General features: G+C 64.0%; 26 protein-coding genes, 1 tRNA gene and 1 riboswitch. Of the genes, 14 read left to right on the forward strand and 13 right to left on the reverse strand.

Annotated features, from left to right (window positions below):
• The first annotated feature begins 363 nt into the window (after positions 1–363).
• The 4 genes from proS to FJW04_RS14010 all read left to right on the forward strand — a co-directional run bounded on the left by proS (position 364) and on the right by FJW04_RS14010 (position 5,553).
• Positions 364–1,692 carry a proline--tRNA ligase gene (gene proS, locus FJW04_RS13995; RefSeq protein ID WP_015317358.1) on the forward strand — a complete coding sequence of 443 codons (1,329 nt, stop codon included), beginning with the start codon at positions 364–366 and terminating at the stop codon, positions 1,690–1,692.
• On the forward strand, positions 1,689–2,975 hold the full coding sequence (locus tag FJW04_RS14000) for a lipoprotein-releasing ABC transporter permease subunit (RefSeq protein ID WP_015317359.1): 1,287 nt from the start codon (positions 1,689–1,691) through the stop codon (positions 2,973–2,975). The genes proS and FJW04_RS14000 overlap by 4 nt, the downstream gene beginning before the upstream one ends.
• Positions 2,927–3,655, forward strand: a complete 729-nt coding sequence (locus FJW04_RS14005; protein WP_181172934.1) for an ABC transporter ATP-binding protein — start codon at positions 2,927–2,929, stop codon at positions 3,653–3,655. The genes FJW04_RS14000 and FJW04_RS14005 overlap by 49 nt, the downstream gene beginning before the upstream one ends.
• Before the next feature lie 647 nt (positions 3,656–4,302).
• Positions 4,303–5,553, forward strand: a complete 1,251-nt coding sequence (locus FJW04_RS14010) for a site-2 protease family protein (protein ID WP_140615838.1) — start codon at positions 4,303–4,305, stop codon at positions 5,551–5,553.
• A gap of 20 nt (positions 5,554–5,573) precedes the next feature.
• On the opposite strand, the gene lipB is transcribed toward FJW04_RS14010, so the two are convergent.
• The 7 genes from lipB to FJW04_RS14045 all read right to left on the reverse strand — a co-directional run bounded on the left by lipB (position 5,574) and on the right by FJW04_RS14045 (position 11,810).
• Entirely contained in the window at positions 5,574–6,317 is a 744-nt protein-coding gene (gene lipB / locus FJW04_RS14015; RefSeq protein ID WP_140714761.1) for a lipoyl(octanoyl) transferase LipB, read from the reverse strand.
• A 143-nt stretch (positions 6,318–6,460) separates the two neighbouring features.
• Positions 6,461–6,545, reverse strand: a tRNA-Leu gene (locus FJW04_RS14020).
• A gap of 188 nt (positions 6,546–6,733) precedes the next feature.
• The gene (sucD, locus tag FJW04_RS14025; RefSeq protein WP_015317363.1) at positions 6,734–7,633 is read right to left on the reverse strand and encodes a succinate--CoA ligase subunit alpha; all 900 of its coding nucleotides are present in this window, start codon (positions 7,631–7,633) and stop codon (positions 6,734–6,736) included.
• Between the two features lie 14 nt (positions 7,634–7,647).
• The gene (locus tag FJW04_RS14030) at positions 7,648–8,832 is read right to left on the reverse strand and encodes a malate--CoA ligase subunit beta (RefSeq protein WP_015317364.1); all 1,185 of its coding nucleotides are present in this window, start codon (positions 8,830–8,832) and stop codon (positions 7,648–7,650) included.
• Positions 8,833–8,853: 21 nt separating this feature from the next.
• Complete coding sequence (locus tag FJW04_RS14035; RefSeq protein ID WP_140714763.1) at positions 8,854–9,816, reverse strand: CoA ester lyase; 963 nt, start codon at positions 9,814–9,816, stop codon at positions 8,854–8,856.
• A gap of 11 nt (positions 9,817–9,827) precedes the next feature.
• Positions 9,828–11,018: an aminotransferase class V-fold PLP-dependent enzyme gene (locus FJW04_RS14040; RefSeq protein WP_140714764.1), complete on the reverse strand. Its 1,191-nt coding sequence runs from the start codon at positions 11,016–11,018 to the stop codon at positions 9,828–9,830.
• A 123-nt stretch (positions 11,019–11,141) separates the two neighbouring features.
• The gene (locus FJW04_RS14045) at positions 11,142–11,810 is read right to left on the reverse strand and encodes a response regulator transcription factor (protein ID WP_140714952.1); all 669 of its coding nucleotides are present in this window, start codon (positions 11,808–11,810) and stop codon (positions 11,142–11,144) included.
• 387 nt (positions 11,811–12,197) lie between these two features.
• Between FJW04_RS14045 and mgtE the strand changes: the two genes are divergently transcribed.
• The gene (gene mgtE / locus FJW04_RS14050; RefSeq protein ID WP_015317368.1) at positions 12,198–13,616 is read left to right on the forward strand and encodes a magnesium transporter; all 1,419 of its coding nucleotides are present in this window, start codon (positions 12,198–12,200) and stop codon (positions 13,614–13,616) included.
• A gap of 139 nt (positions 13,617–13,755) precedes the next feature.
• Positions 13,756–14,142 carry a MerR family DNA-binding transcriptional regulator gene (locus FJW04_RS14055; RefSeq protein WP_006203215.1) on the forward strand — a complete coding sequence of 129 codons (387 nt, stop codon included), beginning with the start codon at positions 13,756–13,758 and terminating at the stop codon, positions 14,140–14,142.
• A 6-nt stretch (positions 14,143–14,148) separates the two neighbouring features.
• On the opposite strand, the gene FJW04_RS14060 is transcribed toward FJW04_RS14055, so the two are convergent.
• Together FJW04_RS14060 and FJW04_RS14065 are read right to left on the reverse strand one after the other, a co-directional pair.
• Positions 14,149–14,655, reverse strand: coding sequence for an isoprenylcysteine carboxylmethyltransferase family protein (locus FJW04_RS14060; RefSeq protein WP_140714766.1), 507 nt, complete (start codon positions 14,653–14,655; stop codon positions 14,149–14,151).
• Positions 14,652–15,650, reverse strand: a complete 999-nt coding sequence (locus FJW04_RS14065) for a DUF1624 domain-containing protein (RefSeq protein WP_140714768.1) — start codon at positions 15,648–15,650, stop codon at positions 14,652–14,654. The genes FJW04_RS14060 and FJW04_RS14065 overlap by 4 nt, the downstream gene beginning before the upstream one ends.
• A gap of 236 nt (positions 15,651–15,886) precedes the next feature.
• On the opposite strand from FJW04_RS14065, the gene FJW04_RS14070 reads away from it, so the two are divergent.
• On the forward strand, positions 15,887–17,086 hold the full coding sequence (locus FJW04_RS14070; RefSeq protein WP_140714770.1) for an MFS transporter: 1,200 nt from the start codon (positions 15,887–15,889) through the stop codon (positions 17,084–17,086).
• Between the two features lie 3 nt (positions 17,087–17,089).
• Here the strand turns inward: FJW04_RS14070 and FJW04_RS14075 are convergent, their stop codons facing one another.
• Positions 17,090–18,265 (reverse strand): aromatic ring-hydroxylating dioxygenase subunit alpha, encoded by a 1,176-nt coding sequence (locus tag FJW04_RS14075; RefSeq protein WP_140714772.1) that lies wholly within the window; start codon positions 18,263–18,265, stop codon positions 17,090–17,092.
• A gap of 143 nt (positions 18,266–18,408) precedes the next feature.
• Positions 18,409–18,608, forward strand: a riboswitch (cobalamin riboswitch).
• A 35-nt stretch (positions 18,609–18,643) separates the two neighbouring features.
• On the opposite strand from FJW04_RS14075, the gene FJW04_RS14080 reads away from it, so the two are divergent.
• The 4 genes from FJW04_RS14080 to cobO are packed head-to-tail and all read left to right on the forward strand — an operon-like array spanning position 18,644 to position 20,766.
• A complete protein-coding gene (locus tag FJW04_RS14080) occupies positions 18,644–18,823 on the forward strand; it encodes a CbtB domain-containing protein (RefSeq protein WP_015317373.1) in 180 nt (59 codons plus the stop codon).
• Between the two features lie 15 nt (positions 18,824–18,838).
• Positions 18,839–19,642, forward strand: a complete 804-nt coding sequence (locus FJW04_RS14085) for a CbtA family protein (RefSeq protein WP_140714774.1) — start codon at positions 18,839–18,841, stop codon at positions 19,640–19,642.
• Positions 19,635–20,150: a bifunctional adenosylcobinamide kinase/adenosylcobinamide-phosphate guanylyltransferase gene (cobU, locus tag FJW04_RS14090; RefSeq protein WP_015317375.1), complete on the forward strand. Its 516-nt coding sequence runs from the start codon at positions 19,635–19,637 to the stop codon at positions 20,148–20,150. Before FJW04_RS14085 ends, cobU begins: the two co-directional genes overlap by 8 nt.
• A 1-nt stretch (position 20,151) precedes the next feature.
• The gene (gene cobO, locus FJW04_RS14095) at positions 20,152–20,766 is read left to right on the forward strand and encodes a cob(I)yrinic acid a,c-diamide adenosyltransferase (protein WP_140714776.1); all 615 of its coding nucleotides are present in this window, start codon (positions 20,152–20,154) and stop codon (positions 20,764–20,766) included.
• Here the strand turns inward: cobO and cbiB are convergent.
• On the reverse strand, positions 20,763–21,737 hold the full coding sequence (gene cbiB / locus FJW04_RS14100; RefSeq protein ID WP_140714778.1) for an adenosylcobinamide-phosphate synthase CbiB: 975 nt from the start codon (positions 21,735–21,737) through the stop codon (positions 20,763–20,765). The two genes, cobO and cbiB, sit on opposite strands and share 4 nt — an antisense overlap.
• Here cbiB and cobD point away from each other — a divergent pair.
• Together cobD and FJW04_RS14110 are read left to right on the forward strand one after the other, a co-directional pair.
• Positions 21,736–22,782, forward strand: a complete 1,047-nt coding sequence (cobD, locus tag FJW04_RS14105; RefSeq protein WP_140714780.1) for a threonine-phosphate decarboxylase CobD — start codon at positions 21,736–21,738, stop codon at positions 22,780–22,782. The two genes, cbiB and cobD, sit on opposite strands and share 2 nt — an antisense overlap.
• On the forward strand, positions 22,779–23,288 hold the full coding sequence (locus tag FJW04_RS14110; RefSeq protein WP_140714782.1) for a tyrosine phosphatase family protein: 510 nt from the start codon (positions 22,779–22,781) through the stop codon (positions 23,286–23,288). The genes cobD and FJW04_RS14110 overlap by 4 nt, the downstream gene beginning before the upstream one ends.
• On the opposite strand, the gene FJW04_RS14115 is transcribed toward FJW04_RS14110, so the two are convergent.
• Both FJW04_RS14115 and FJW04_RS14120 read right to left on the reverse strand, forming a co-directional pair.
• Positions 23,289–24,092, reverse strand: coding sequence for a creatininase family protein (locus tag FJW04_RS14115; RefSeq protein ID WP_140661022.1), 804 nt, complete (start codon positions 24,090–24,092; stop codon positions 23,289–23,291).
• Positions 24,093–24,148: 56 nt separating this feature from the next.
• Positions 24,149–24,532: a RidA family protein gene (locus FJW04_RS14120; protein WP_140714784.1), complete on the reverse strand. Its 384-nt coding sequence runs from the start codon at positions 24,530–24,532 to the stop codon at positions 24,149–24,151.
• Between the two features lie 267 nt (positions 24,533–24,799).
• Between FJW04_RS14120 and FJW04_RS14125 the strand changes: the two genes are divergently transcribed.
• Positions 24,800–25,804 (forward strand): ABC transporter substrate-binding protein, encoded by a 1,005-nt coding sequence (locus FJW04_RS14125; RefSeq protein WP_140714786.1) that lies wholly within the window; start codon positions 24,800–24,802, stop codon positions 25,802–25,804.
• Position 25,805: the final 1 nt, after the last annotated feature.

The raw sequence follows: 25,805 nt of genomic DNA on the forward strand, positions 1-25,805 counted from the left end.
CACATTAGCCCAACGGAAATGAAAATGTCACGAAGAATTTTGCCTTGAAACGGGCATTCTCGTGCTGCACTGCACAATAGTGCGGCAGGCTTTGCTTTTGAAACGTCCAGTCAGGGTCGACAGAGCCTTTGCGGCATGTTCGCAATTGACGCGCGCAAAGAATTGACGGCCAAACACGAAGAGGTTCGGTGCGTTCCATTGTCGGCGCGGGTTGTTCCGGAAGCGAGGGATTCGGGCTCGGAAGGGGCCTACGTGGTGGGATGGCCGGGTTTCCATTCGGTCATGAAATCGCTATGAAGCCGGGGCAAGCAAGCCTGCGCCGCGCCGATTCTGGCGTGGCCATTCTCATTCACGGACCTGTCCATGCGTTTGTCGCGCTATTTCCTGCCTATCCTCAAAGAAAACCCGCGCGAGGCCGAAATCGTCTCGCATCGGCTGATGCTGCGCGCCGGCATGATCCGCCAGCAGGGGCAAGGCAGTTTTTCCTGGCTGCCGCTGGGCAAACGGGTGCTGGACAAGGTCTGCAAGATCATCCGCGAGGAGCAGAACCGCGCCGGTGCGCTGGAGATCCTGATGCCGACCATCCAGTCGGCCGATCTGTGGCGCGAGAGCGGCCGTTACAACGACTACGGCAAGGAGATGCTGCGCATCAAGGACCGGCAGGACCGCGACATGCTCTACGGTCCGACCAACGAGGAAATGGTCACCGAGATTTTTCGCGCTTACGTCAAATCCTACAAGGACCTGCCGCTCAACCTCTACCACATACAGTGGAAGTTCCGTGACGAGGTGCGGCCGCGCTTCGGCGTGATGCGTTCGCGCGAATTCCTGATGAAGGACGCCTATTCCTTCGATCTCGACTTCGAAGGCGCGAGAGCCGCCTATAACCGGATGTTCGTGTCCTATCTCAGGACCTTCACGCGCATGGGCCTGCAGGCCATTCCGATGCGGGCCGACACCGGTCCGATCGGCGGCGATCTCAGCCACGAGTTCATCATCCTGGCCGACACTGGTGAAAGCCAGGTCTTCTGCCATCGCGATTACCTGTCGCTTGCCGTGCCCGGCGCGAACACCGACTTCGCCAATGACGGCGAGATAGCAGATATCGTCAAGACGTGGACGACGCCTTACGCCGCCACCGACGAGATGCATGACGAGGCGGCCTGGGAGAAGGTTCCGACTGGCGACCGGGTCTCGGCGCGCGGCATCGAGGTCGGCCATATCTTCCACTTCGGCGAGAAATATTCCAAGCCGATGGGGGCCAAGGTGACGGGGCCCGACGGCAAGGATCATTTCGCCTCGGGCGGCTCCTACGGTATCGGCCCGTCGCGGCTGGTCGCGGCGATCATCGAGGCCAGCCATGACGAGAACGGCATCATCTGGCCGGAAGCGGTGGCGCCGTTCGATATCGGCCTGATCAACATGAAGGCGGGCGATGCCGACTGCGATCGCGTCTGCGACGAACTCAACGCCGCCTTCACCGCCGCCGGCAAGGACGTCCTCTACGACGATACCGACCAGCGGCCGGGCGGCAAATTCGCCACCGCCGACCTGATCGGCCTGCCCTGGCAAGTGATCGTCGGGCCGCGCGGCGTCGCCGCCGGCGAGGTCGAGATCAAGAATCGCAAGACCGGCGAGCGCGTGACGCTGCCGATCGCCGACGCGGCCAAACATTTCGGTGCCGCCGCATGAGCGAGGCGGCGGCAGCGCGATCGGCGGGCGCCGGCCCTTTTTCCATCTTCGAGCGCACGGTCGCCTGGCGCTATTTGCGTTCGCGGCGCAAGGAGACGGTGATCTCGGTGATCGCCTCGATCTCTTTTCTCGGCATCATGCTGGGCGTCGCGACGCTGATCGTGGTCATGGCGGTGATGAACGGGTTCCGCGCCGAGCTTTTGACGCGCATCCTCGGCGTCAACGGCCATCTGATCGTGCAGCCGCTCGATTCGCCGCTTGAGGATTATGCCCAGGTCGCCAGCCGCATCAACGGCGTACCCGGGGTCAAATACGCCATCCCGCTGATCGACGGCCAGGTGCTCGCGCAAGGCAATGTCGGCGGCGGCACCGGCGCGCTGGTGCGCGGCATCCGGGGTGAAGATCTCGGCAAGATCGCCATCGTGGCCAGCAACATCAAGCAAGGCACGCTCGCCGATTTCGATACCGGCGAGGGTGTCGCCATCGGCAAGCGCATGGCCGAGAATCTCGGCCTGACGCTCGGCGATACCATTACCTTGATCTCGCCGGACGGGGATGTGACGCCGCTCGGCACCACGCCGCGCATGAAGGGCTACAAGATCGCGGCGATCTTCGAGGTCGGCATGTCCGAATATGACACGTCGATCGTCTATATGCCGTTCTCCGAAGCGCAGCTCTACTTCAACATGGACGGCCGGGCGCAGACGATCGAGATCTATGTCGACAATCCCGACGATGTCGACGCGCTGAAACCCAAGGTGGAAGCGGCGGCGCAGCGGCCGATCGACATGGTCGACTGGCGCCAGCGCAACGAGACCTTCTTTTCGGCTCTGCAGGTCGAACGCAACGTCATGTTCATGATCCTGACGCTGATCGTGCTGGTGGCGGCACTCAACATCATTTCCGGACTGATCATGCTGGTGAAGGACAAGGGGCATGATATCGCCATCCTGCGCACCATGGGCGCCTCGCGCGGCGCCATCCTGCGCATCTTCCTGATGACTGGGGCGGCGATCGGCGTGACGGGCACGCTCGCCGGCGTGCTGCTCGGCGTCGTGATCTGCACCAACATCGAATCGATCCGCCAGTTCTTCTCCTGGATGACCGGCAAGGTGCTGTTCAACCCGGAGCTCTATTTCCTCAGCCAGTTGCCGGCCAAGATGGATCCGCGCGAGACGACCTATGTCATCATCATGGCGCTTGCGCTGTCCTTCCTGGCAACGGTGTTTCCGGCATGGCGGGCGGCCCGCCTCGATCCAGTCGAAGCCTTGAGGTACGAGTAGTGGCCGAGGTCCTTATCGAGCTGAAGAGCGTCGAACGGCACTACGTCCAGGGGCCGCGCAAGCTCACCATCCTGAACGGCGCCGATTTCGCGCTGCGGCGCGGTGAAATGGTGGCGCTGGTGGCCCCGTCGGGCACCGGCAAATCGACGCTACTGCATACGGCCGGGCTGTTGGAGCGGCCGGATGCCGGCGACGTGATCCTGTCCGGACGCGCCTGTGGCCGGCTGTCCGACGACGAGCGCACCTCGATCCGCCGCAACGATGTCGGCTTCGTCTATCAGTTCCATCATTTGCTGCCGGAGTTTTCCGCGCTGGAAAACATCATCATGCCGCAGCTCATCAAGGGCCTGCCGCGCAAGGAAGCGTCCGAGCGAGCGGCGCAACTGCTCGACTACATGCAGATCGGCAAACGGGCGTCGCACCGGCCGTCGGAGCTTTCCGGCGGCGAGCAGCAGCGCGTCGCCATCGCGCGTGCGGTCGCCAATGCGCCGCTGGTGCTGCTCGCCGACGAGCCCACCGGCAACCTCGACCCGGTCACAGCCTCCTACGTGTTCGAGGCGCTGGAGGCACTGGTGCGGCAATCGGGCCTCGCGGCGCTGATCGCCACCCACAATCACGAGCTTGCATCGCGCATGGACCGGCGCGTCACGTTGGCCGACGGCAAGGTGGTGCCGCTCTAAGGACGATTCTCACCCGACGTGTACCGCGCGGGGGTAGCTTAGAACCGCCAGTGAGCGCTCATTGCGATCAGAGTGGACGATATCGCGCTCGTCGCCAGGATGGCCAACCAAATTACGAGATTGCGAGAGAGGCGCCGCCGGCGACCTTGTCGCATACGCTTTCGCCAGCGTTCACCTTGATTTGCGCCTCCGTATTTCCCCATGTCGATCGCTCAGCAATGCCTCAGGCCCAGGCATTTTCGGCTCAGCCAAAATTTAATACAAGCGCTCGCTAATTTGTTCTTCCCGGGCTGAAGCCTACCCTGGCAAGCTTCCAACTCCCTCTCTTGGCGACCAATTAACGTTTCGCTAACCGTGCAAAGTTCCCCGCCCATGGCCATACCTCCCAGCGGTTGACAATGGAACAAAATTAGAACAAATTAGAAACATATCAACAACAGGAGAGAGTTATGACCGATCTGGTTCAGGATGTCATCTCGCTGGTTTGCATGAGCGCGTTTCTTGTCTCCATGGCGATCTGGATCGGAGCCATGTGATTTGGCAGCGTCGGCCGTCGCTGTTTCTCGATGGCCATGCCGCCCCGCCGTTAAGCTTTTCTTGCCGCCGCGACGTTAGGGTGCGGCTCCAAGGCAGGGAGCAACGTCCAGGTGTCGCCCATCGTCACGGCCATTCTCGTGGCCAGCAATCTCGGGCTGATCTTTCTCCTGATGACCGTGCCGCTTGGTTTGCGCACGGTCAGGTCGAGCCGCATCGTGGCGATGGACCGGCAGCGCCTGTGGCAGGCGCTGTGGCCGCTCGGCAGCGATGCCGGCTGGTCCGGCGAGATCCTGTCGGCGCAGCCGCTGGACGAAGAGGGCGTCGCCCGCATCACGCTCTCTTGGGAAGGCCGCGATGGCAAGCCGATAGAGCGCAGGGCGCGGTTTGAAGATGTCGTCGAGGGCAACCGCTTCTCGATGCGGGTGATCGAGGACACCGCGCTCGATAGCTCGTTCTGGAAGGACTATGGCGAGACCGCCGAACTGGTTTCGGAGGGAAGCGGCACGCGCGTGACGCTCAGCCGGACCGACCGGTACCGCGGCGTGGCTTTCCTGGTGTTTCGCTATTTCGCCATGCGCCGCGAGCTCTCCAAGCTGCAGCGTTGGGCAAGGACCGGGCAGTATCGCAAGGGTGGCTGGTTCGAGCATCCGCTGAGCCAGGTCGGCTTTGCCGTGCTGTCGGCATTGATGCTGTGGCCGTTCTTCGGGCTTCACCTCGGCGGGCTGGCGCTGGCCGCGATCCTGACGTCGGTGGTGGCGCTGCACGAACTCGGCCACATGGCGGCGTTCCGGCTGACGGGCCATCGCAGGGCGCGGATGATCTTCATCCCGCTGCTTGGCGGCATCGCCATTGGCGGCCGGCCCTATAACAGCCGTTTCGAAGTGGCCTTCGTGGCGTTGATGGGGGCGGGGTTCTCCGCCTTCCTGGTGCCGATCGTCATCGCCGCCAGCGTGCTTGCCGGCGGCGAGGGTCACAAGGCGGCTGCCGCGCTGCTCGCCGCACTCGCAGGCTGCGCTGCCCTGTTCAATATCGCGAATCTGGTGCCTGTGTGGAAATTCGACGGTGGCCAGGTGCTGCGCCAGATCTGCCCGGGGCCGGTCGTCCTGGCGCTGGCGTCCTTCTCGCTGCTCTCGGCCTTTCTGGCGCTTGGCTGGCGGGCCGGTTTTTCCCTGGGCTTCCTGCTCGCGGCCGGTGCGGTATTTTCGATTCTCAGCCTGCTCACCGTCGGCAGCGGGGTGAAGCCACGCCACGAACTGGAGCCGATCGGCACTGTCGATCGTTTGGTCATCGCCGGGGCCTTGCTGGCGGTGTTCGCCATCCACGGCTGCGGCGTGTTGTGGGCGTCAGGGCAGTTGCTCTGAGCTGGTTGGGTCCGAAAGGATCAACCCGTCTTGCGGGCAGCCTCGACCGGCAAAGCCGCCACGGGACCAAAAACATCCTCGAAGGCTGATTTCAGCGCCAGATCCAGATCGGCCATGCCGACGGGCAGGCCGAGGTCGACGAGGCTAGTGACGCCGTGGTCCTGGACCCCGCACGGCACGATGCCGCCGAAATGCTCAAGCTCCGGTTCGACATTGATGGCGATGCCATGGAAGCTCACCCAGCGCCGCAGCCTTATGCCGATTGCCGCGATCTTGTCCTCGGCAGTTGAGCCGTCGGGCAAAGCTGGGCGATCAGGCCGTACCACCCAGACGCCGACCCGGTCCTCGCGGCGTTCGCCGCGCACGTTAAAGGCGGCGAGCGTGCCGATGATCCACTGTTCGAGCGCCGCGACGAAGGCGCGCACGTCCTCGCGCCGGCGCTTCAGGTCGAGCATGACATAGGCGACCCGCTGGCCTGGCCCATGATAAGTGTATTCGCCGCCGCGTCCGGCCGCAAAGACCGGAAAGCGATCGGGTTCGATCAGGTCCTCGATGCGGGCGCTGGTGCCGGCGGTGTAGAGCGGCGGATGTTCGACCAGCCAGACCATTTCGCCGGCAGCCCCGCCGCGGATCGCCTCGGCGCGCGCCTCCATGAAGGCAAGCGCATCGGGATAGGGGGTAAGGCCGGGCTCGACCAGCCATTCCACCGGTGCCGAACCGGGCAAGGGCAGGAACGACGTGGCGATCTGGCTGCGTTCTGTCATGGGGTCTCTCTTGTCGCCTTCCATATGGCGATATCAAGCAGAAACGTCCAGTTCGCCGTGCGTTTGGGCGCCGGGCATCCGACGCGCCGGCAAGGCGATGAGTGCTTGCCGGTTCAGTTCGCAGCTGTGTCGTCAGGATGATTTGGTGCGGTCGAGAAGACTCGAACTTCCACGGGTTGCCCCACAGCGACCTCAACGCTGCGCGTCTACCAATTCCGCCACGACCGCACGTGGTAGAGCCGGAACCGACCGGCTCGCGGCGTGTAGCAAATCGTTTCCAGCGAAACAAGTGCGCCACGAGTATTTAATCGCTGGGAATGGCTATAACGGATCAATCGCTTTGCGCGCCCGGAAACGAAGGCGGCGGCGCGTCTTGGAGACTGCGTCGCCGCGTCGGCTTTCGTCCGACCCTGAGTCTACGCCGCCTGCTTCCTCCGCGCCAGCGTGTCCGCCACCACCTCGCCAAACGAGGACGGCGTCGGCACGATGATAACGCCGGCCTCTTTCAGGATCTCGACCTTTTCCTGCGCGGACTCGCCGAAGGCCGAGATGATGGCGCCGGCATGACCCATGCGGCGGCCTTTGGGGGCGGACAGGCCGGCGATGTAGGCGATCAGCGGCTTCCTCATATTGTCGCGCGCCCAGATCGCGGCTTCGGCTTCCTGCGGTCCGCCGATCTCGCCGATCATGACCACGGCGTCGGTCTCGTCGTCCTGCTCGAACAGCTTCAGAACGTCCTTGAAGGAGGAGCCGTTGATCGGATCGCCGCCAATGCCGACGCTGGTCGACACGCCGATGCCGAGCGCCTTCATCTGCGAGGCGGCTTCATAGCCCAGCGTTCCCGAGCGGCCGACGATGCCGATGCGGCCGGGCAGGTAGATCGAGCCGGGCATGATGCCCATCAGCGCCTGTCCCGGCGTGATGATGCCGGCGCAATTCGGCCCGACCAGCCGCATGCGGTCCTCGAAGCGGTAGCGGCGCATGTAGCGCTTGACCTGCATCATGTCCTGCGACGGGATGCCGTCGGTGATGCAGACGCAGAGCTTTATCCCCGCATCCGCCGCTTCCATGATCGAATCGGCTGCAAAGGGCGGCGGCACGAAGACGATGCTGGCTTCGGCACGGGTCTCGCGCACCGCGCCCTTGACCGTGTTGAAGACGGGCAGGCCGAGATGCGTCTGGCCGCCCTTGCCGGGCGTGACGCCGCCGACGAGCTTGGTGCCGTAGCGCTTCATGTCCTCGGCATGGAAGCTGCCGATCTTGCCGGTGAAACCTTGCACGATGACGCGTGTGCTGCGGTTGAGCAGGATTGCCATTTTTCCGTCCTCCCTCAGGCTGCTTTTTTGTTGGTGGCCACGCGCCAGGCGGCGACGGCTTTTTCGGCGGCTTCGGCGAGCGTGTCGGCGACGATCACCGCCTCGCCGGAATCGGCCAGGATCTTGCGCCCTTCCTCGGCCCTGGTGCCGGACAGCCGCACCACCAGCGGCACGTTGACGCCGACCTCGCGGATCGCCTTGATGACGCCCTCGGCGACCCAGTCGCAACGGTTGATGCCGGCAAAGATGTTGACCAGGATGGTCTCGACATTCTTGTCGCCGAGCACGGCGCGGAAGGATTTCGCGACCCGCTCGGGCGAAGCGCCGCCGCCGATGTCGAGGAAGTTGGCCGGCTCGCCGCCAGCGATCTTGATCATGTCCATCGTCGCCATGGCGAGCCCGGCGCCATTGATGATGCAGCCAATATTGCCGTCGAGGCCGACATAGGAGAGGCCGCGATCGCTGGCGAAGGTTTCGCGCGGGTCTTCCTGGCTCTTGTCGCGCAATTCGGAGATTTCGGGCCGCCGGAACAGCGCGTTCTCATCGAACGACATCTTGGCGTCGAGCGCCACCAGGCTGCCGTCACGGGTCACCACCAGCGGATTGATCTCCAGCATCGAGGCGTCGTAGTCGCGGAACACCTGGTAACAGCTGAAGATGGTCTCGGTCGCCTTGCCGATCAGGCTGTCCTCCAGCCCGAGCCCGAAGGCGATCTCGCGCGCCTGGAAGCGCTGCATGCCGACGCCGGGATCGACGGTGGCGCGGATGATCGAATCGGGTGCCTTCTCGGCGATCTCCTCGATTTCCATGCCGCCGGCGGCCGAGGCCACGATCATGACGCGCTCTTCCTTGCGGTCGAGCACGAAGCCGAGATAGAGCTCCTGCGCGATGTCGACGGCTTCCTCCAGATAGAGGCGCGAGATCAGCTTGCCGCGCGGGCCGGTCTGGTGGGTCACCAGCTTGCGCCCGAGCATGGCTTCGGCGGCGCTGGAAATTTCCTCGTCATTGGCGCAGAGCTTGATGCCGCCGGCCTTGCCGCGCGCGCCGGAATGAACCTGCGCCTTCAGCACCCATTTGCCGCCGCCGATCTCGCGCGCCCGGTAGGTCGCCTGTTCGGGGCTGTAGGCCAGGCCGCCACGCGGCACGTGGATCCCATGCCGGGCGAGCAGTTCCTTGGCTTGGTATTCGTGGATGTCCATTCTTTTCTCCTCCCCAAATCGTCAAAGTGCCGCGACGTGCTGCTGGCCGGCGCGTTCGATGGCGTCGTTGACCACCAGAACGTTGCGCGCCATGCGTTCCGACGCGGCGTCGATCATCTTGCCGTCGAGTGCGGCGGCACCCTTGCCCTGCGCCTCCGCCTCCTTCAGCACTTCGAGGATGCGGCGGGCGCGCGTGACTTCCTTCTCCGGCGGCGAGAAGACGTCGTTGGCCAAGGCAATCTGCGAGGGATGGATCGCCCATTTGCCTTCGATGCCGAGCGCGGCGGCGCGCCTGGCGGCCGCCTTGTAGCCTTCCGGGTCGGAGAAATCGCCGAACGGTCCGTCGATGGCGCGCAGGCCGTAGGCGCGGCAGGCGACGGTCATCCGCGACAGGGCGAACTGCCACTGGTCGCCGGGATAGTCGGGATTGAGGCCGCCAATATTGACGGTCCGCGCCTTGCAGCTTGCCGCATAGTCGGCAACGCCGAAATGCATGGCTTCCAGCCGTCCAGGGGTGGCGGCGATAGCCTCGACATTGGCCATGCCGAGCGCGGTCTCGATCAGGGCTTCCAGGCCGACACGGGTCTTGAAGCCCTTGGCCATCTCGATCTGGTTGACCATGGCCTCGACCATGTAGAGGTCGGCCGGAACGCCGACCTTGGGCACCAGTATGGTGTCCAGCCGGTCGCCGGCCTGCTCCATGACGTCGACAACGTCGCGGTACATGTAGTGCGTGTCCAGCCCGTTGATGCGCACCGAGACGGTCTTGCCCTTGGCGCGCCAGTCGATGTCGTTCAGGGCCTGGATGATGTTCTTGCGTGCGCGTTCCTTGTCGGGCGGCGCGACGGCGTCCTCAATGTCGAGGAAGACGAAGTCGGCGGCGCTGTTGGCCGCCTTGTCGATCATCTCCGGGCTGGAGCCTGGAACCGCCAGTTCGCTGCGCTGCAGCCTGAGTTTCTTGAGGTGGTTAATGGTGTGGCTCATCGTCGACTCCCTCAGGCGGCTTCGGCGACCGGCAGCGCGGCCGAGGCGCGGAAATGCTGGATGGCGGCGCCGACGCCGGAGCCCGGCGCCAGCCGGACGCCACAATCGAGCAGCGCCATTTCCGCCGCCGAAAGCGAGGCCAGAACCATCACCTCGTTCAGCCAGCCGAGATGGCCAATGCGGAAAACCTTGCCGAACACCTTGTCGAGGCCGCCGCCCAGCGACGTCTGGTAGGCCTGGTAGGCGCGCTTGACGACGTCGCCGCTGTCGATGCCATCCGGCACGAGAATGGCGCTGACCGTGTCCGAATGCCATTTCGGCGCCTTGGCGCAGAGCTTCAGGCCCCAGGCGTCGACCGCCTTGCGCACACCTTCGGCGAGGCGATGGTGCCGGGAGAAGATGGTCTCCAGCCCTTCCTCGGCGATCAGGTCGAGCGAGGCGCGCAGGCCGCGCAGCAATTGTGTCGCCGGGGTGTAAGGGAAATAGCCGGCATCGTTGGCGCGGATCATGTCCTCGAAGGAGAAGAAACAGCGCCGGTGGGTGGCGGTTCTCGAAGCGACGAGCGCCTTCCTGCTCACCGACAGGAAGCCGAGGCCGGCCGGCAGCATGAAGCCTTTCTGCGAGCCGCTGACGGCGCAGTCGACGCCCCATTCTTCCTGGCGAAAGTCGATCGAGCCGATCGACGAGACGCCGTCGACGAAAAGAAGGGCAGGGTGGTTCACATCGTCGAGCGCGGCGCGGCAGCCGGCGACGTCGCTGGTGACGCCTGTCGCCGTCTCGTTCTGTGTGCAGAAAATCGCCTTGATGCGGTGCGTCTTGTCCGCCTTCAGCCGCTCCGCATAGAGTTCCAGCGGAACGCCGGTTCCCCATTCGCAGTCGATGACGTCGACCTCGAAACCGAGCCGTTCGGCCATGTCGACCCACAGATGCGAGAACTGGCCGAAACGCGACATCAAAACGCGGTCGCCTGGGCTGAGCACATTGGTCATCGCCGCTTCCCAGGCTCCGGTGCCCGAGGACGGGTAGATGAAGACGCGGCCGGTCTCGTTCTTGAAGACCCGTTTGATGTCCTCGAACAGCGGCAGGGTGAGGTCGGGAAAGGTGGCCGCGCGCATGTCCTCCATCGGCAGGTTCATCGCTTGGCGTACCTGCTCGGGGATGTTGGTCGGCCCGGGAATGAAAAGATGGGTGAAACCGGCCATGATGCGAACTCCTCCTGATCCAGCAAAGCGGTGGTGGGAGTTTCGTTTCGACGGCCGATGCCGACAACACCTTGGCGGGTAAGATCTCACCGCATGCGGGTGGGTATGGCCTACCCGGTCGCCCTACCCGAAAGGCTGCCTTTGGCTACGCCTCTCTCGTGAATAGAGCGCGACCGCCATGGCGCGGTTGCGGACGTCCAGCTTGTCGTACAGATTCTTGAGATGGTACTTCACGGTATTTTCGGAGATGCCGGTCCGGGTGGCGATCTGCAAATTGGTCCAGCCGTCGGACAATACCGCCAGCAGTTCACGCTCGCGCACGGTAAGCCGGGATAGAGGCGTGTCGTTGACCTTGTTGATGTCGATATAGGGTATGCAGATGCGGCCGTGCGCGACAGCCAGGATCGTCTCGAAGATGATGGCGGGATCGTCGAACTGGAAGCAGTAGCCCTGGGCCCCCAGGCGCACGCACTGTTTCAGGATGCCGATGTCATGGTCGTTTGAAAAGACCGCGATGCGAACGTCGAGCTTGCGGGTCTGGACCTCGGCCAGGACATCAGCGCCGTCCATGTCGGAGAGCTTCCAGCCGATCACGGCGACATCGAACTCCTGGACCGCTGCCAACTCCAGGAAATGCCTGCCGCTTTGTACGGAAGCCAAAAGCTCGAAGCGCCCGTCGCAGTCCAGCATTTCGCGCAGAGCCGATATGACGAGCGGATTGCGTTCGGCCACGACCACGCGAACGCGCCGCTCGTCGATTACCTTGTTTTCTGTCCGCGACCTGATCTTCAAGGGCTTCCGGCTTTTTTGTTGCGGCTTGGGGGTCCAGCCGATGCCTGGACCTGCATCATGACAATTCTGCCCCAATCGCGCACGGGTGCTCTTTCCCCAGCGACATGCGCTGTCGCGTGGCCGGGCCACAACCACACCCGCTTTTGACGGAATCGACTAGGTTGCGCACGCCGGACAATGTCGCGTCGGCGGAAAACGACGCCTTTGCGCAAGCGGGATTTTCGGCTGGAATTCCAGTGCGTTGGAGCGACGGGCTGCGAAATCGAATCATGCCGCCGCTCCAAATTTCTTGTTTGTGGTCGGACCCAAAACCGATTTCCACTTTTCGGAATCATGGTCTAGACCTGACTGGCAACCTTTCCGGGATTCTGATGGCTGGAGACGCTGGTGGAAGGCCAGGACAAGCAGACGACCTCCGCCAAGGCGGCTGACGACGCCCACGCCGACATCTATGGCGAGGACGGCGCGGTCCTCTCGTCCTTCCTTGCCCAGATCGGTGCGGCGATCGCCGACCGCGATACGCTGACCCTCAAGCGCGAAGTCGACGACCTGCACCAGTCGGAACTTGGCGACCTCATCGAGGCGCTGCATCCCGAGCAGCGGCGCGCGTTGGTCGAACTGCTGGGCGCCGACTTCGATTTTTCCGCGCTGACCGAAGTCGACGAGGCGATCCGCATGGATATCGTCGACAATCTGCCCAATGCGCAGATCGCGCAGGCCGTGCAGGCACTCGATTCCGACGACGCGGTCTACATTCTCGAAGACCTCGAGCCGGAAGACCAGGACGAGATCCTGTCGCAGCTGCCGTTCACCGAGCGGATCAGGCTGCGGCGCTCGCTCGACTACCCGGAAGAGACCGCCGGGCGGCGCATGCAGACTGAGTTCGTCGCTGTGCCGCCTTTCTGGACCATCGGCCAGACCATCGACTACATGCGCGAGGACAAGAACCTTCCGGACCGCTTCAGCCAGATCTTCGTCATCGATCCGACCTTCAAGTTGTTGGGGGCCATCGATCTCGACCAGATCCTGCGCGCCAAGCGCGCGGTCAAGGTGGGGGAGGTCATGCATGAGACGCGGCACGCCATTCCCGCCACCATGGACCAGGAAGAGGCGGCGCGGGAATTCGAACAATACGACCTTCTGTCGGCCGCGGTCGTCGACGAAAACGAACGGCTGGTCGGCGTGCTGACCATCGACGATGTCGTCGACGTCATCCAGCAGGAGGCGGAGGAAGACCTGCTGCGCATGGGCGGCGTCGGTGACGAAGAGCTCTCCGACAGCATTCTGGCGACCTCGCGCTCGCGCGTTCCCTGGCTGCTCGTCAATCTGCTGACGGCATTCCTGGCGGCATCGGTGATCGGCCTGTTCGACCACACGATCGAGCGGATCGTGGCACTCGCCGTGCTGATGCCGATCGTGGCCGGCATGGGCGGCAATGCCGGTTCGCAGACCATGACCGTCACCGTGCGGGCGCTGGCGACCAGGGATCTCGACATCTACAACGCCGGCCGCATCATCCGCCGCGAGATGGGCGTCGGCTTCATCAACGGCATCGTCTTCGCCGTGCTGATCGGCATCGTCGCCGCAAGTTGGTTCCACGACCCTAATCTCGGCGGCATCATCGCGGCGGCTATGATCATCAACATGTTCGTGGCGGCCCTTGCCGGCATCCTGATCCCGCTGCTGCTCGACAGGTTCAAGGTGGATCCCGCGGTCGCTTCGGCGGTTTTCGTCACCACGGTCACCGACGTCGTTGGATTCTTTGCCTTCCTCGGCCTCGCGAGCTGGTGGTTCGGCGTCCGGTAACGGTCTCAATTGACTTTTACGTAAATGCCGTGCGAGGCTTGTGCGGGGTGTCGCGTCGATTCCGGCGGACAAGGGTTTAGTTCGGGACAGAAGGGCGACGCCGCATGGCGAGCGCCTGGAATTCCGGCAGGGAGTGACAATGCGGGAATATTATTCGATCACCGAGCTGACCCGCGAATTCGACGTGTCGACGCGGACACTGCGTTTCTATGAAGACGAGGGATTGGTGCAGCCGGTGCGGCGCGGCCGCACACGCCTGTTTCGCCCTTCCGACCGCCACCTCATCCGGCAGATCATGCGCGGAAAACGCCTCGGCTTCTCGATCAACGAGATCCGCGAGATCATCCAGATGTACAAGGAGCCGCCGGGCGAGGTCGGGCAGCTCAAGCTGATGATCAAGCGCATCGAGGAAAAGCGCGAAGACCTCAGGCAGAAACGTCGCGACCTTGAGGAGACACTAGCCGAACTCGACCAGGCCGAGGAGTCTTGCGTCGAGCGGCTGGTCGAGCTCGGCGTCAACACGTAGCCCTGCTCAAATCCAGCGCCGGACTCTTTTTGCATAGTCGCGGTATTTCTTGCCGAATTTCGCCGCCAATATCTTTTCCTCGCCCTCGATCGCGACCTTCTGGGTGACGAAGGCGGCCACGAAGGCAAGCAGGAAGAACCAGGCGATGCCCGAGACGAAGGCGACGCCGATCAACAGCAGCGTGTTGGCCAGGTACATCGGATTGCGGCTGACGCCGAAGGGGCCGGTCGTGACGAGATGATCGGGCACGGCGTTGGGATTGAGCGTGGTCCTGGCCCGTATCATGGTGCGGATCGCTGTGAACCAGAGTACGGCCACGGCGAACAATGCCACCCAGCCGGCGGCGAACAGGATGTCGCCAAGGAGATCGCCGATCCAGGGCAGCGGGATGTAGAGGCCGAGCACGACACTGACGAGGATGGCGGCGGCGTAGATCACCGGCGGCCACGGTATCAGCCCAGGCTTCGGCCCGGTCCCAGGCTTCGGTTCGATCCCAGGTTTTGGCCCGATCATTGTGTCCCTCCCTCCGTCATCTTGTCCTCGGTCTTGGCGGTGCACGTTGCGGCAAGATCGGACAGATGCGCCCTGAAGTCCGCAGTCTGGTCGTTGTTGAAGAGCCGATCAAGAGAGGCTTCGCCTTCGAGCGTTTCGAGCATGCAGCCGCAATAGCTCGAACAGAAGGTTGCGTTGCGCATCTGCTCGCACGATCGCTGGCAGGTTTTCAGGAAATTGACCTGCGGGGTTTCGACCTGCGCCGGCATCACTTGCGAGAACAGCCAGACGCACCCGATCAGCAGCGGCTGGTGGACCAGGTAGAAAGCCAGGCTGTGGCGGCCGATGAAGACCAGCGGGTTGGACCAGCGTCCGGGCGCCAGGTTCGCCAGGCGTGCCCTTATGCCGGAAGTGGAAGCGAATTTGGCCACCGCAATGCCCGTAAGCACGGCGCCGAACCAGGGGAACAGCGGAACGTAGTCGTTGGAGCGCGGGTTGATCGCCGACAGGCCGATCCACCAGAGCCAGGGATGATCGAGGGCCTCGAAGCGCAGGTAGACTGGTGCCGCGATGACGGGCGCGGCGACGGCAAGCGTCAGCAGCGCCGGCAGGCGCAGGAAGGCGAGGCCGAGCAGGCTGGCGAGCGCGATCTCGTGCAGGATGCCGAAGAAGATGAATCCGTCGGGCGTGGCGATGCGGGTGACGACCGAAATGGCGACCGCCGCGCCGGCGACCATGGCGAACCGCTTCCAGAAGCCGTTCCAGCGGATCTGTCGGCCATGGGCGAGATAGAGGCTGACCCCGACCAGGAACAGGAAGGTCGATGCGATGCAGCGGGCGTAGAACTTCCACCAGCCGAAGGCGGTGAGGCCGGGATCGGTGTAGCCGAAGAATTCCAGGTCCCAGGTGAAGTGGTAGCTCGCCATCGCGATCAGCGCGATGCCACGCAAGATATCGATGGCGACGATGCGCTTCGATGGCTGCGGGACGGGTACGGTCGGCGTGTGAATGCTCATGGTCTCGCGATCTGATTCAGCCCCTCCACGACGACTATCACGGTTGCACCGGATAGAAGAAGACCGGGCGCCTTGGCCTGCACCGCGCGGCGGGGTCCGCGCCAGCCGCCGGGTTGGGCCAGCGCGGAAAAGCCTTTGACCGGCTTCGCTTTTTGCCGGATGTGCGTCGGTTTCCTCTTAATGGGCCTGAAATGTCCACGGCAGATTTGACGCCGCGATTCTGCTTTGGGGAAGCAATGTCCACCCATGTTCGTCATCCGATCTGGCTTCCGGCCCTCAAGGCCGCGGATGCGCGCACCTTCGCCTCGCTTTACGCGGTCGAATCCTTCGCCCGCGCCATGGTGTCGAGCGTCATACCGATCCAGGCCTACGAGATCCTCCACAACGAGCAGATCGTCTCCATACTTTACACCGCCGTGTCCCTGCTCGGCCTGTCGGTGACCTTATTCATGCCGATGCTGATCCGCCGCTTCGCGCGGCGCTGGGTCTACACGGCGGGCGCCTGCCTGCTCGCCATCGGCTCGCTGTTCTTCGTCACCCATACGCTCGCCGGGCAACTGGCCGGGATGCTGTGCCGGGTGATGGGTGCCAGCGCGCTGTCGATCACGCTCAACCTCTACATCATGGATCACATCCGCAAGACCGATTTCATGCAGGCCGAATCGCTGCGCATGGCGTGGTCGATGGTTGCCTGGACCTGCGGGCCGACGCTCGGCATTTTTCTCTATACGCGCTTCGGCATTTGTGCCGCGCATGGCGCGGTGGCGGTGTTCGCCATGGCCTTGCTGGCGCTGTTCTGGACCTATCGGCTGAGCGACAACCAGTCGATCCGCCCGGGCAAGACACGACCGGCCAATCCGCTCGCCAATATCGGCCGCTTCGTCGCCCAGCCGAGGCTGAGATTGGCCTGGCTGATAGCCTTCGGCCGTTCCTGCTTCTGGACGACCTTCTTCGTCTATGGACCGCTGTTCATGGTCATCACCGGCGAGGGTGAATTGGCCGGCGGCCTGCTGGTCTCGGCCGGCAACGCGCTGCTGTTCATGGCGATCTTCTGGGGCAAGGCGGGGAAACGCTTCGGCGGCCGCAGGACCATGACATTTGCCTATTTCGCCATGTCGGCGACGCTGCTGGCGGCCGGTGCCGTGGGCGAAACCGTGCCGTTGCTCACCGGTGCCTTCCTGCTGTGCGGCGCCTTCTTCACCATCGCGCTCGACGCGCTGGGTTCGACCGCCTTCATGCGCTCGGTGCGCTCTTATGAGCGCGCGCAGATGGCGGCGGTCTACCGCACCTATCTCGATTTTTCCGAACTGACGCCGCCGCTGGTCTATTCGGTGGTGCTGGCCTTCTTCGGCCTGGGCTCGGTGTTCGTCACGCTTGGGCTACTGGCAGCCTTTTGCGGCTTCATGACCTGGCGATATCTGCCGAAGTCGCTGTAATCTTCAGGCCTCGGGTGAGCGTGCAGCGTGCCGTTCGCGCACCCAGTTGTGAAAACGGTGCAGGTCGTACTCCTCGGGCATCAGCACGCCAGCTGTATGACGCATCGAGCGGAGGCCCTTCTGGTTGACCTCGCAGATTGCCGCGTCCTCCTCCAGCACCTGTGTGCCGAAGGCAACGATGTTGTCGATGTCGGTCTCGGCGAGCGCCTCGGGCGCGAACAGCCATTCCGCGGTCAATTCGGTCTGTTCGGGACCGAGCGGCGTAAGCCGCACGGTCCTGACATAGTCGACATGGCCGACGATGAACATCGACGGCAGGCTGGTGGCATAGGTCTGACCGGCGCTGCGTTCCGCCGGCGTCAAGCTCGGGAAGATCGGCCCGTGCGTCTGCCCATCACGCGACCATGTCTCAGCCCCGGCGCGCAGGCCGCCGGAAAATTCTGGCGCGTCATTGTCGGCGTGGCGGAGCCATTCGGGATCGTCATGCCGGCTCGTCAGGCCGCGGCCATAGATCGGCACCAGCCGCGACAGGTCCTTGTGGACGCCCGGGCAGTGCAGGCACTCGTTGAAGTTTTCCCAAAAAATCTTCCAGTTGCAGTTCATCACCTTGCGCAGCACGTGGCCCGATACCAGCGTTTCCAGCGGCCAGTTGCCGAAGTCGCCGGAGGCCGGGTCGAAGGAGGATTGCGCCGAGCTGGCGGCATCTTCCGCAAGATTGACGAAGACGAAGCCCCGCCACACCGAGAGCGCGACGCGATAAAGCGGGTGATCGGCCTTGTCGAAGCCGTCAGGCAGCGATTTCGACGGCACGCGCACCAGATCGCCACGCAGCGAATAGGACCAGGCATGATACGGGCAGTTGATCAGCCGCGCCTTCAGCCGGCCCTGGCTTTCCTGGCAAAGCTGCGAGCCGCGATGCCGGCAGGTGTTGTGGAAGGCATGCAACTCGCCGGTGTCGTCGCGCAGCAGGAGGATTTCCTGCGTACCGACGCGGAAGGTGCGGAACGCCAAAGGCTGGGCAAGGTCGGCCTCGCGGCAGACGAGCAGCCAGTTCCTGTACCAGATGGCATCGAGATCGCGCTGATAGTTGTCCTGGTCCCAATAGGCCGACGAGGGCAGCGTCGGCTCGGTTCGAGTCAGGCCGTTATAGGGCACGCGCTCGCTGGCATTGGGCTGCATGGCTGGCTTCCCGTGAGGGGTGCCAGCCGACACCCGGCCATGAAGTTTGTCAATCGGGACGGGAGGAGGGCAGCTTCGCCGATACGGCGCTCCTGCGCTGGCGGCTGTCGGAATTTGGTTTGCCGGGCGCGGCGAATTTCCCTATAGTCACCGATGTCGTCGGTTCCTTTTTGGAGCCAAGAGGGAATGCGGTGCGGGCAGGAATTCCTGCCCAATGCCGTGGCTGCCCCCGCAACTGTGTGCGGTAGTCCTCTCCATATGCCACTGAAGATTTTTCTTCGGGAAGGTGGGGAAGGGCGCTTATCCGCGAGCCAGGAGACCTGCCGGCGACAGGAAACTGACTTCGATGCCCTCGGGTGGAGGGCGAAAGGACAAGACATGACTACCGCTTCCGTCTCCCTCGGCGCCTCCGTCTCCTCGCAGTCGCGCTTCATGCAGCTCGCGCTCGCGGCGCTGCTCGGCATCTTCGTCGTCGGCTTTGTCGGCTTCTCGCATATCGATGCGGTCCACAATGCTGCCCACGACTATCGCCACTCGATGGCGTTTCCCTGCCACTAACGAGGATCCGACATCATGAATCTGTTTCGCAACGTCGTGTTCGTCGCGGCGATCGCGGGGCTCGTGGCCGGTGTCGTTCTCGCCTGCATGCAGGCCTATGCCACCGTGCCGCTGATCCTCAAGGCGGAAGTCTACGAAAAGGCCGGCGGCGGCCACCACCATGATCACGCGGCCGCACCAGCGGCGACCAATGATGCCATGAGCACGGTGGCGCCCGCTGGGAATGCCATGAGCTCTGCCGCGCCCGCGGGCACCGATGCCGTGACACCGGCGGAGGAAGACGAAGGCTGGGCGCCAGCCGACGGTTTCGAGCGTTTCGCCTTTAGCGTGGTTGCCAACATCGTCACCGGGATCGGCTTCGCGCTGGTCCTGGTCGCGGTTTCCGAGTTCTTCGGCGGCGTCGGCAACTGGCGCCAGGGTGTGTTCTGGGGCTTGGCCGGCTTTGCCGTGTTCGCACTGGCACCGGGTCTCGGACTGCAGCCGGAACTGCCGGCAATGCCGGCGGCCGATCTTCTGCCGCGCCAGATCTGGTGGACGGCGACGGCGGCCGCGACCGCGACCGGCCTGGGCCTGATCGTGTTTCGCAGATCGTTGCCATTGACCATCCTCGCCGTCTTGCTGATCGTCGCGCCGCATGTCGTCGGCGCGCCGCAGCCCGACAGTTTCGAAACACCGATCCCGGAAGGCCTACACCATCAGTTCGTGGTGGCGGTGACGGTGACCAATCTGGTGTTCTGGCTGGTGCTCGGCGCGATCGTGGGCGTGGTGCGCAGGCGCTTCACCGGCATGGCGACCAGCCTGCGCGACAGCTTTGCCTGATCGCGGCAGGCTGACCTTCATCATCGGTGGTGCGCGCTCCGGCAAGAGCGCGCACGCCGAAACCCTGATGACGGCATTGCCCTCGCCATGGGCCTATATCGCCACGGCGCAAGCCTATGACGACGAGATGCGCGAGCGCATCGCGCTGCACCGCTCGCGGCGCGGTGAGGGCTGGTCGACCATCGATGCGCCACTCGACCTCGCCGAAGCGCTGGAGGCGTTGCCAGACGGGCAGCCGGTGCTTGCCGACTGCCTGACGCTGTGGCTGACCAATCACACGCTGGCCGATCACGACGTCGAGGCCGCGTGCCGGCGGCTGGCGGACGTGCTGTCGCGGCCGCGCGGACCGTGGTTCGTGGTAACGAACGAGGTCGGGCAAGGCATCGTGCCCGACAACGCGCTGGCGCGTCGGTTTCGTGACGATGCCGGCCGGCTCAACCAGCGGGTCGCCGCGATTGCCGACACGGTGCTGCTCATGGTGGCGGGGCTACCGCTCAAGGTGAAGTGAAATGACCGATATCGACGACAAGGATGAAGAACGCCATCGCGCCAAGATGGCCAAGCGCAAGGCGGTGCAGGACGCCGAGGTTGCGGGCAAGACGATCGAGAAGGGGTTGCTGATCGTCAACACCGGTCCCGGCAAGGGCAAGACCACGGCCGCCTTCGGTCTCGCGCTGCGCGTGCTCGGCTACGGCAAGCGCGTCGGCGTCGTCCAGTTCATCAAGGGCAAGTGGCACACGGGCGAGAAGGACGCCTTTGCCGTCTTTGGCGATCGCGTCGTCTGGCACGCAATGGGCGAGGGTTTCACCTGGGAGACGCAGGACCTGAAGCGCGATATCGCTGCCGCCGAGGCCGCCTGGGCCAAGGCTCTGGAATTGATCGACGATCCCTCGATCAGCCTTGTCGTGCTCGACGAGCTCAACATTGCCCTGCGCTACGACTATCTCGCTCTCGACAAGGTGGTTGCGGCGCTCAAGGCTCGCCGCGAAGGCCTGCATGTCGTCGTCACCGGCCGCAACGCCAAGCCGGCACTGATCGAGGCGGCGGACCTGGTCACCGAGATGGGGGTGACAAAGCACCATTTCTCGGCGGGCGTGAAAGCGCAGCAAGGCATCGAGTTCTAGAAAACCAGAACGGCGATCAGCGCGACCAGGCCGAACAAGCCGATCAGCAGGTAGTCCGCGACCCGGTAAAGCTTGAGCGCCCGCCTGATATCGCCGCTGTCGACATCGCGGCGGCCGCCTTCGCCCATGAAGATGTCGTCGACCATGACACCGCCATAGCTGCGTGGTCCGGCGAGCGCGAGCCCGAGCGCGCCGGCCATGGCCGCTTCCGGCCAGCCGGCATTGGGCGAGCGGTGTTTTTTCGCGTCGCGCCGTACCGCCTTCCAGGCGTCGCGGGGGTCGGCGCCCTCGACCAGGAGGGAAGCGAGCACGATCAGCAGCGCCGTCAGCCGCGATGCAGGCAGGTTGATCCAGTCGTCGAAGCGCGCCGCCGCCCAGCCGAAGGCCTCATGGCGCGGAGTCCGGTGGCCGACCATCGAATCGGCGGTGTTGGCCGCCTTGTAGGCCGCGCCGCCGGCGAGCCCTCCGACCCCGGTCCAGAAGGCGGGGGCGACGATGCCGTCGGAAAAATTTTCCGCCAGGCTCTCGATCGCCGCGCGGCAGACGCCGGCGCGGTCGAGCATCTCGGGATCACGGCCGACGATCCGCGAAACGGCGGCTCGGCCCATGTCGAGGCCTCCGCTGTCGAGCGCGTCGGCGACGGCTTCGACATGTTCGTAAAGGCTTTTCTGCGACAGAAACGATGTCGCCAGAAAGACGGCAATGATCCACCCCAGGGGGACGAACCAGAGCAGAACAAGCTGCACGCAAAGGCCCGCTATCGCCGGCACCAGCACGATGACCAGAAGCGCCTGGACACCACGTTGGCGACGCAGCGCGTCGGGATCAGTGGCGCGGTTGAGCCGCAAGTCGAGAAAGGATATCAGCCTGCCGAACCATGTCACCGGATGGCCGATGGCGCGAAACAGCCAGTCGGGATAACCAAGGGCGAATTCGACAATTAATGACAGGAAAGCGATCAGGACTGACATGAAGCTTCTTGAAGGAGCGGTGGACCATGGTGGAAGTCTTGGCCGGGCAAGGGCGCTTTTCCCCAATGCCGTGCTGCCTTTCGTCGACCTCTCGACCGGTATCAATCCGCACTCCTACCCGCTTTTCGACCTGCCCGCCACCTCGCTGTGGCGATTGCCAGAGGCCGCGCGTGGGCGCGAACTGGTAGAGATCGCGGCCAACACCTATGGGGCGCCTTCCCCAGCAAGCGTGGTGGCGGCCCCTGGCACACAGATCCTGTTACCGCGCGTCGCCTCGCTGGTGAGGCCCGGCAAGGCAATGGTGCTGGGGCCGACCTATGCCGAACACGCCCGGGCGGCGGCGATTGCCGGGCACGAGGTGGTCGAGGTCAGCGATTTCGCGGCGCTGGCGGAAGCCGACCTCGCCATCATAGTCAATCCGAACAATCCCGATGGGCGCGTCGTCGAGCGCGACCGGTTGCTGGTGCTGGCCGCCGGACTTCGCGCCAAGGGCGGGCTGCTGGTCGTCGACGAGGCGTTCATGGATGTCGGTCCACGCGAGCACAGCCTCGCCGGCGATGTCGGCCAGGGCGGCATCGTCGTGCTGCGTTCCTTTGGCAAGTTCTTTGGTTTGGCCGGCCTGCGGCTCGGGTTCGCGCTTGCCGACGCGCCGACGGCTGAACGGCTGGACATGCAGTTCGGGCCGTGGGCTGTCGCAGGACCGGCCCTGGAATATGGCATCCGCGCGCTCGCCGATCTCGATTGGCAGGATGCGATGCGGGCCTCGCTGGCGGAAGCGACGGTGCGGCTCGATGCGCTGTTTAGCCGTTTCGGCGTTCCCGTCGCGGGGGGCACCACGCTGTTCCGCTATCTCAGCCTGCCCGATGCCGGCGGCCTGTTTTCCGGGCTTGGCCAGGGCGGCATCCTGCTGCGGCATTTCTCCGAACGGCCGCATGCCTTGCGCGCCGGCCTGCCGGGGAGCGAGGAGGAGTGGCGCAGGCTCGAATCCGCTCTTGCCGATTGGGCGTCGCGGCGCGAGGATCGTTCGAAAGGTTTCAAACAATGATCCATGTCTGCTCATTGGCGAAAATCGAGGAAGTGGTGGCCAGGACCGGCGCCGACCGCATGCTGTCGCTGCTCGCCGCCGGAACGGACGTAGTCCGACCGGCCTCGATCCCAAGGGAAAACCATCTGCACCTGGTCATGCACGACATCGCCGTGGCGCAGGACGGCATGACCATGCCGGGCGAGGAGCATGTCCGTAACCTGCTCGGTTTCGCACGCCGCTGGGACCGGGCGAAACCAATGCTGGTGCACTGCTATGCCGGCATCAGCCGTTCGACCGCCTCGGCCTATATCATCGCCGCGGCTTTGGCGCCGAAACGCAACGAGGTGGAACTGGCGCGGACGCTGCGAGCGCTATCGCCTTCGGCGACGCCCAATCCGCGGCTGATCGCGGTGGCCGACGCGCTGCTCGAGCGCAACGGCCGCATGATCGAGGCGATCGAGTCGATCGGGCGCGGCGCCGACGCCTTTGAAGGCACGCCGTTCGCCCTCCAGATCGACGGTTAGCTATTTCAGCCACTCCGCGAGCTTGGCCTTGCGCACATCCCGCACCAGGTTGATGAACCCGTCAGCCTGATATTCCGCGGTCAGCCGGCCTTTCTCGGCTGTCGCGATGCTGGCGTCGCCGACCACGCCGTTCGGGTTGAGATCCCCGGCAATCCAGGCGAAGGCGTGGGTGCCTGTGTGGCGCAACAGCGAGAATTCCTTCTCGGCCTTGGCGACGTTGGAAACGAAATTGTCGGCCTTGCCCATGTCGACGAGATCTGGCCGGAAATGCAGCATCAGCGACGTCTCGACATCGCCGCCATGAATGCCGTGACGATCCTCGAGTTCGGTGTACATGCCGGCCGGGCGGCCAAAGCGCTGCCAACTGGTCTTCACCGCCAGCATCTTTTCGCGCACGCGCAATTCGCGCGTGACGATGCCCATGATCTCCTCATTGCCGCCATGCGAATTGACGACGATAAGCTTGCGCACGCCGGCGCGCGCGATCGACAGGCCAAGCTCGGTCCAGGCGTCGACCAGCGTCGTTGCCGGCAAGGTGAGAGTGCCCGGCGCGTGCAGATGCTCGTTCGACTTGCCAACCGCCTGGACCGGCAGGATGCGGATGTCGAGATCGTCGGGCAAGCGTGAAATCACCGTGTCGAGCATGCCGTTCATGATCGAAGTGTCGGTCGACACAGGCAGATGCGGTCCATGCTGCTCGATAGCCGCCAGCGGCAGCACCGCGATTGTCGCCTCGGGATCGATCGAGGCGTATTCGGTGGTCCGGTAGTCGCCCCACCATACGCGTTTCTTGCCAGCAGTCATGTCACGCCTCTTCAAATGATCAGGTCAGACCTAGCGCGGTGCGGCCGGCCTGTCGATCACCCGGCCGCGATGGCCTCGACCTCGACCTTGAATTCGGGCCGGGCAAAGCCGGAAACGATCATCAGCGTCGAGGCTGGCGCCGGGCTCGAAAACAGCCGGTCGCGAACCTCCATGTAGGGCCGCAGATGCGCGCGGTCGGTGACATAGGCGTTAATGCGAACGACATCGCCAAGCCCCAGGCCGGCTTCGCCCAGAACCGCCGCGATGTTCCTGAAGCAGAGTTCGGCCTGCGCGCCGGCATCTTCCGGTATCTGGTCGTCCGCCGTGATGGCGACCTGACCCGAGCACAGCACCAGCCGCTTGCCGGCCGGCACCTCGACGCCGTGGCTGTAGCGGGCAAAGGGTGGCTTGATCGACTTAGGGGTAAGGAATTTGAACATGGCAATCTCCTGGATATCGCCAGCCTAAGGCCGGATGCATTGCACCATCAAGATGGTGGTGCATGTCGCCGGTGCGATTGTGGACAGGCGTTCAAAAAATAGGCACGATGCCCTTCGGTGCAGCACGACCTTTCCGGCTTTCGCAGATGGCTGTGGTGCAGGCGGGCGGGTCCCGGCGCGCGACGCCGGTGGCATGTGTCTTGCTTCTTGAATCTTTGGTGTCAAGCACGGCGCGCAACGCGCCGGTGCAAATAAAGGGCGGTGTCAATGTACGTGAAACAGAAGATTTCGGCCGCGGTGGTGGCCCTGCTTGCAGCCAGCACGCTGGGCGCGGCGGCGAATGAAAAAGTCACTTTCGGCACCAACTGGCTCGCCGAGCCGGAACATGGCGGCTATTACCAGGCCGTGGCCGATGGCACCTATGCCGCCTGCGGTCTCGACGTCACCATCATGCAGGGCGGCCCGCAGGTCAGCGGCCGGCCGATGTTGCTCGCCGGCAAGATCGATTTCTACATGGGCGGCAATCTGCTGTCGGCCTTCGACGCCGTCCAGCAAGGCATTCCGATGCGTGTGGTGGCAGCCGACTTCCAGAAGGACCCGCAGGTCATCATGTCCCACCCCGGCGAGGGGCTCGACAAATGGGAAGACCTGAAGAACGCCGAGCAGTACATTCTGGGTGACGAAGGCGTGCAGACCTTCTTCCAGTGGATGGTCATCGAGCTCGGTTTCGACGCTTCAAAGCGCGTGCCCTACACCTACAACACCGCGCCTTTCCTTGCCAACAAGAAGTCGATCCAGCAGGGCTACGTCACCTCGGAGCCGTTCGCGGTCAAGAGGGAAGGCGGCTTCGTGCCGAACCAGTTCCTGCTCGCCGACTACGGCTGGGACACCTATTCGACTACGATCGAGGTGATGCAGGAGACGATCGACAAGAAGCCTGAGGTGGTCCAGTGCTTCGTCGATGGCTCGGCCAAGGGCTGGTACAAGTACCTCTACGGCGACAACAAGGCCGCCAACGACATGATCAAGAAAGACAATCCTGACATGAGCGACGAGCAGATCGCCTTCTCGATCGAGCAGATGAAGAAGTTCGGCCTGGCCGATTCCGGCGACACCGAGAAGCTCGGCATCGGCGCCATGAAGGAAGAACGGATCAAGAGCTTCTACGACAAGATGGTCAAGGCCAAGGTCACGCCTGAAGGCATCGACATCACGAAAGCCTACACGCTGGCCTTCATCAACAAGGGGGTCGGGCTCGAGCTGAAGAAATAGG

The organism is Mesorhizobium sp. B2-7-3, from assembly GCF_006440715.1.
In the GTDB taxonomy this organism is placed as follows: domain Bacteria; phylum Pseudomonadota; class Alphaproteobacteria; order Rhizobiales; family Rhizobiaceae; genus Mesorhizobium; species Mesorhizobium australicum.

Excerpts from the sequence above, each read along its gene's own strand:
- proS (WP_015317358.1), top strand. The coding sequence starts at position 364 with ATGCGTTTGTCGCGCTATTTCCTGCCTATCCTCAAAGAAAACCCGCGC.
- FJW04_RS14000 (WP_015317359.1), top strand. The coding sequence starts at position 1,689 with ATGAGCGAGGCGGCGGCAGCGCGATCGGCGGGCGCCGGCCCTTTTTCC.
- FJW04_RS14005 (WP_181172934.1), top strand. The coding sequence starts at position 2,927 with ATGGCGGGCGGCCCGCCTCGATCCAGTCGAAGCCTTGAGGTACGAGTA.
- lipB (WP_140714761.1), bottom strand. The coding sequence starts at position 6,317 with ATGACAGAACGCAGCCAGATCGCCACGTCGTTCCTGCCCTTGCCCGGT.
- sucD (WP_015317363.1), bottom strand. The coding sequence starts at position 7,633 with ATGGCAATCCTGCTCAACCGCAGCACACGCGTCATCGTGCAAGGTTTC.
- FJW04_RS14030 (WP_015317364.1), bottom strand. The coding sequence starts at position 8,832 with ATGGACATCCACGAATACCAAGCCAAGGAACTGCTCGCCCGGCATGGG.
- FJW04_RS14035 (WP_140714763.1), bottom strand. The coding sequence starts at position 9,816 with ATGAGCCACACCATTAACCACCTCAAGAAACTCAGGCTGCAGCGCAGC.
- FJW04_RS14040 (WP_140714764.1), bottom strand. The coding sequence starts at position 11,018 with ATGGCCGGTTTCACCCATCTTTTCATTCCCGGGCCGACCAACATCCCC.
- FJW04_RS14055 (WP_006203215.1), top strand. The coding sequence starts at position 13,756 with ATGCGGGAATATTATTCGATCACCGAGCTGACCCGCGAATTCGACGTG.
- FJW04_RS14060 (WP_140714766.1), bottom strand. The coding sequence starts at position 14,655 with ATGATCGGGCCAAAACCTGGGATCGAACCGAAGCCTGGGACCGGGCCG.
- FJW04_RS14065 (WP_140714768.1), bottom strand. The coding sequence starts at position 15,650 with ATGAGCATTCACACGCCGACCGTACCCGTCCCGCAGCCATCGAAGCGC.
- FJW04_RS14070 (WP_140714770.1), top strand. The coding sequence starts at position 15,887 with ATGTCCACCCATGTTCGTCATCCGATCTGGCTTCCGGCCCTCAAGGCC.
- FJW04_RS14075 (WP_140714772.1), bottom strand. The coding sequence starts at position 18,265 with ATGCAGCCCAATGCCAGCGAGCGCGTGCCCTATAACGGCCTGACTCGA.
- FJW04_RS14080 (WP_015317373.1), top strand. The coding sequence starts at position 18,644 with ATGACTACCGCTTCCGTCTCCCTCGGCGCCTCCGTCTCCTCGCAGTCG.
- FJW04_RS14085 (WP_140714774.1), top strand. The coding sequence starts at position 18,839 with ATGAATCTGTTTCGCAACGTCGTGTTCGTCGCGGCGATCGCGGGGCTC.
- cobO (WP_140714776.1), top strand. The coding sequence starts at position 20,152 with ATGACCGATATCGACGACAAGGATGAAGAACGCCATCGCGCCAAGATG.
- cobD (WP_140714780.1), top strand. The coding sequence starts at position 21,736 with ATGAAGCTTCTTGAAGGAGCGGTGGACCATGGTGGAAGTCTTGGCCGG.
- cbiB (WP_140714778.1), bottom strand. The coding sequence starts at position 21,737 with ATGTCAGTCCTGATCGCTTTCCTGTCATTAATTGTCGAATTCGCCCTT.
- FJW04_RS14110 (WP_140714782.1), top strand. The coding sequence starts at position 22,779 with ATGATCCATGTCTGCTCATTGGCGAAAATCGAGGAAGTGGTGGCCAGG.
- FJW04_RS14115 (WP_140661022.1), bottom strand. The coding sequence starts at position 24,092 with ATGACTGCTGGCAAGAAACGCGTATGGTGGGGCGACTACCGGACCACC.
- FJW04_RS14120 (WP_140714784.1), bottom strand. The coding sequence starts at position 24,532 with ATGTTCAAATTCCTTACCCCTAAGTCGATCAAGCCACCCTTTGCCCGC.
- FJW04_RS14125 (WP_140714786.1), top strand. The coding sequence starts at position 24,800 with ATGTACGTGAAACAGAAGATTTCGGCCGCGGTGGTGGCCCTGCTTGCA.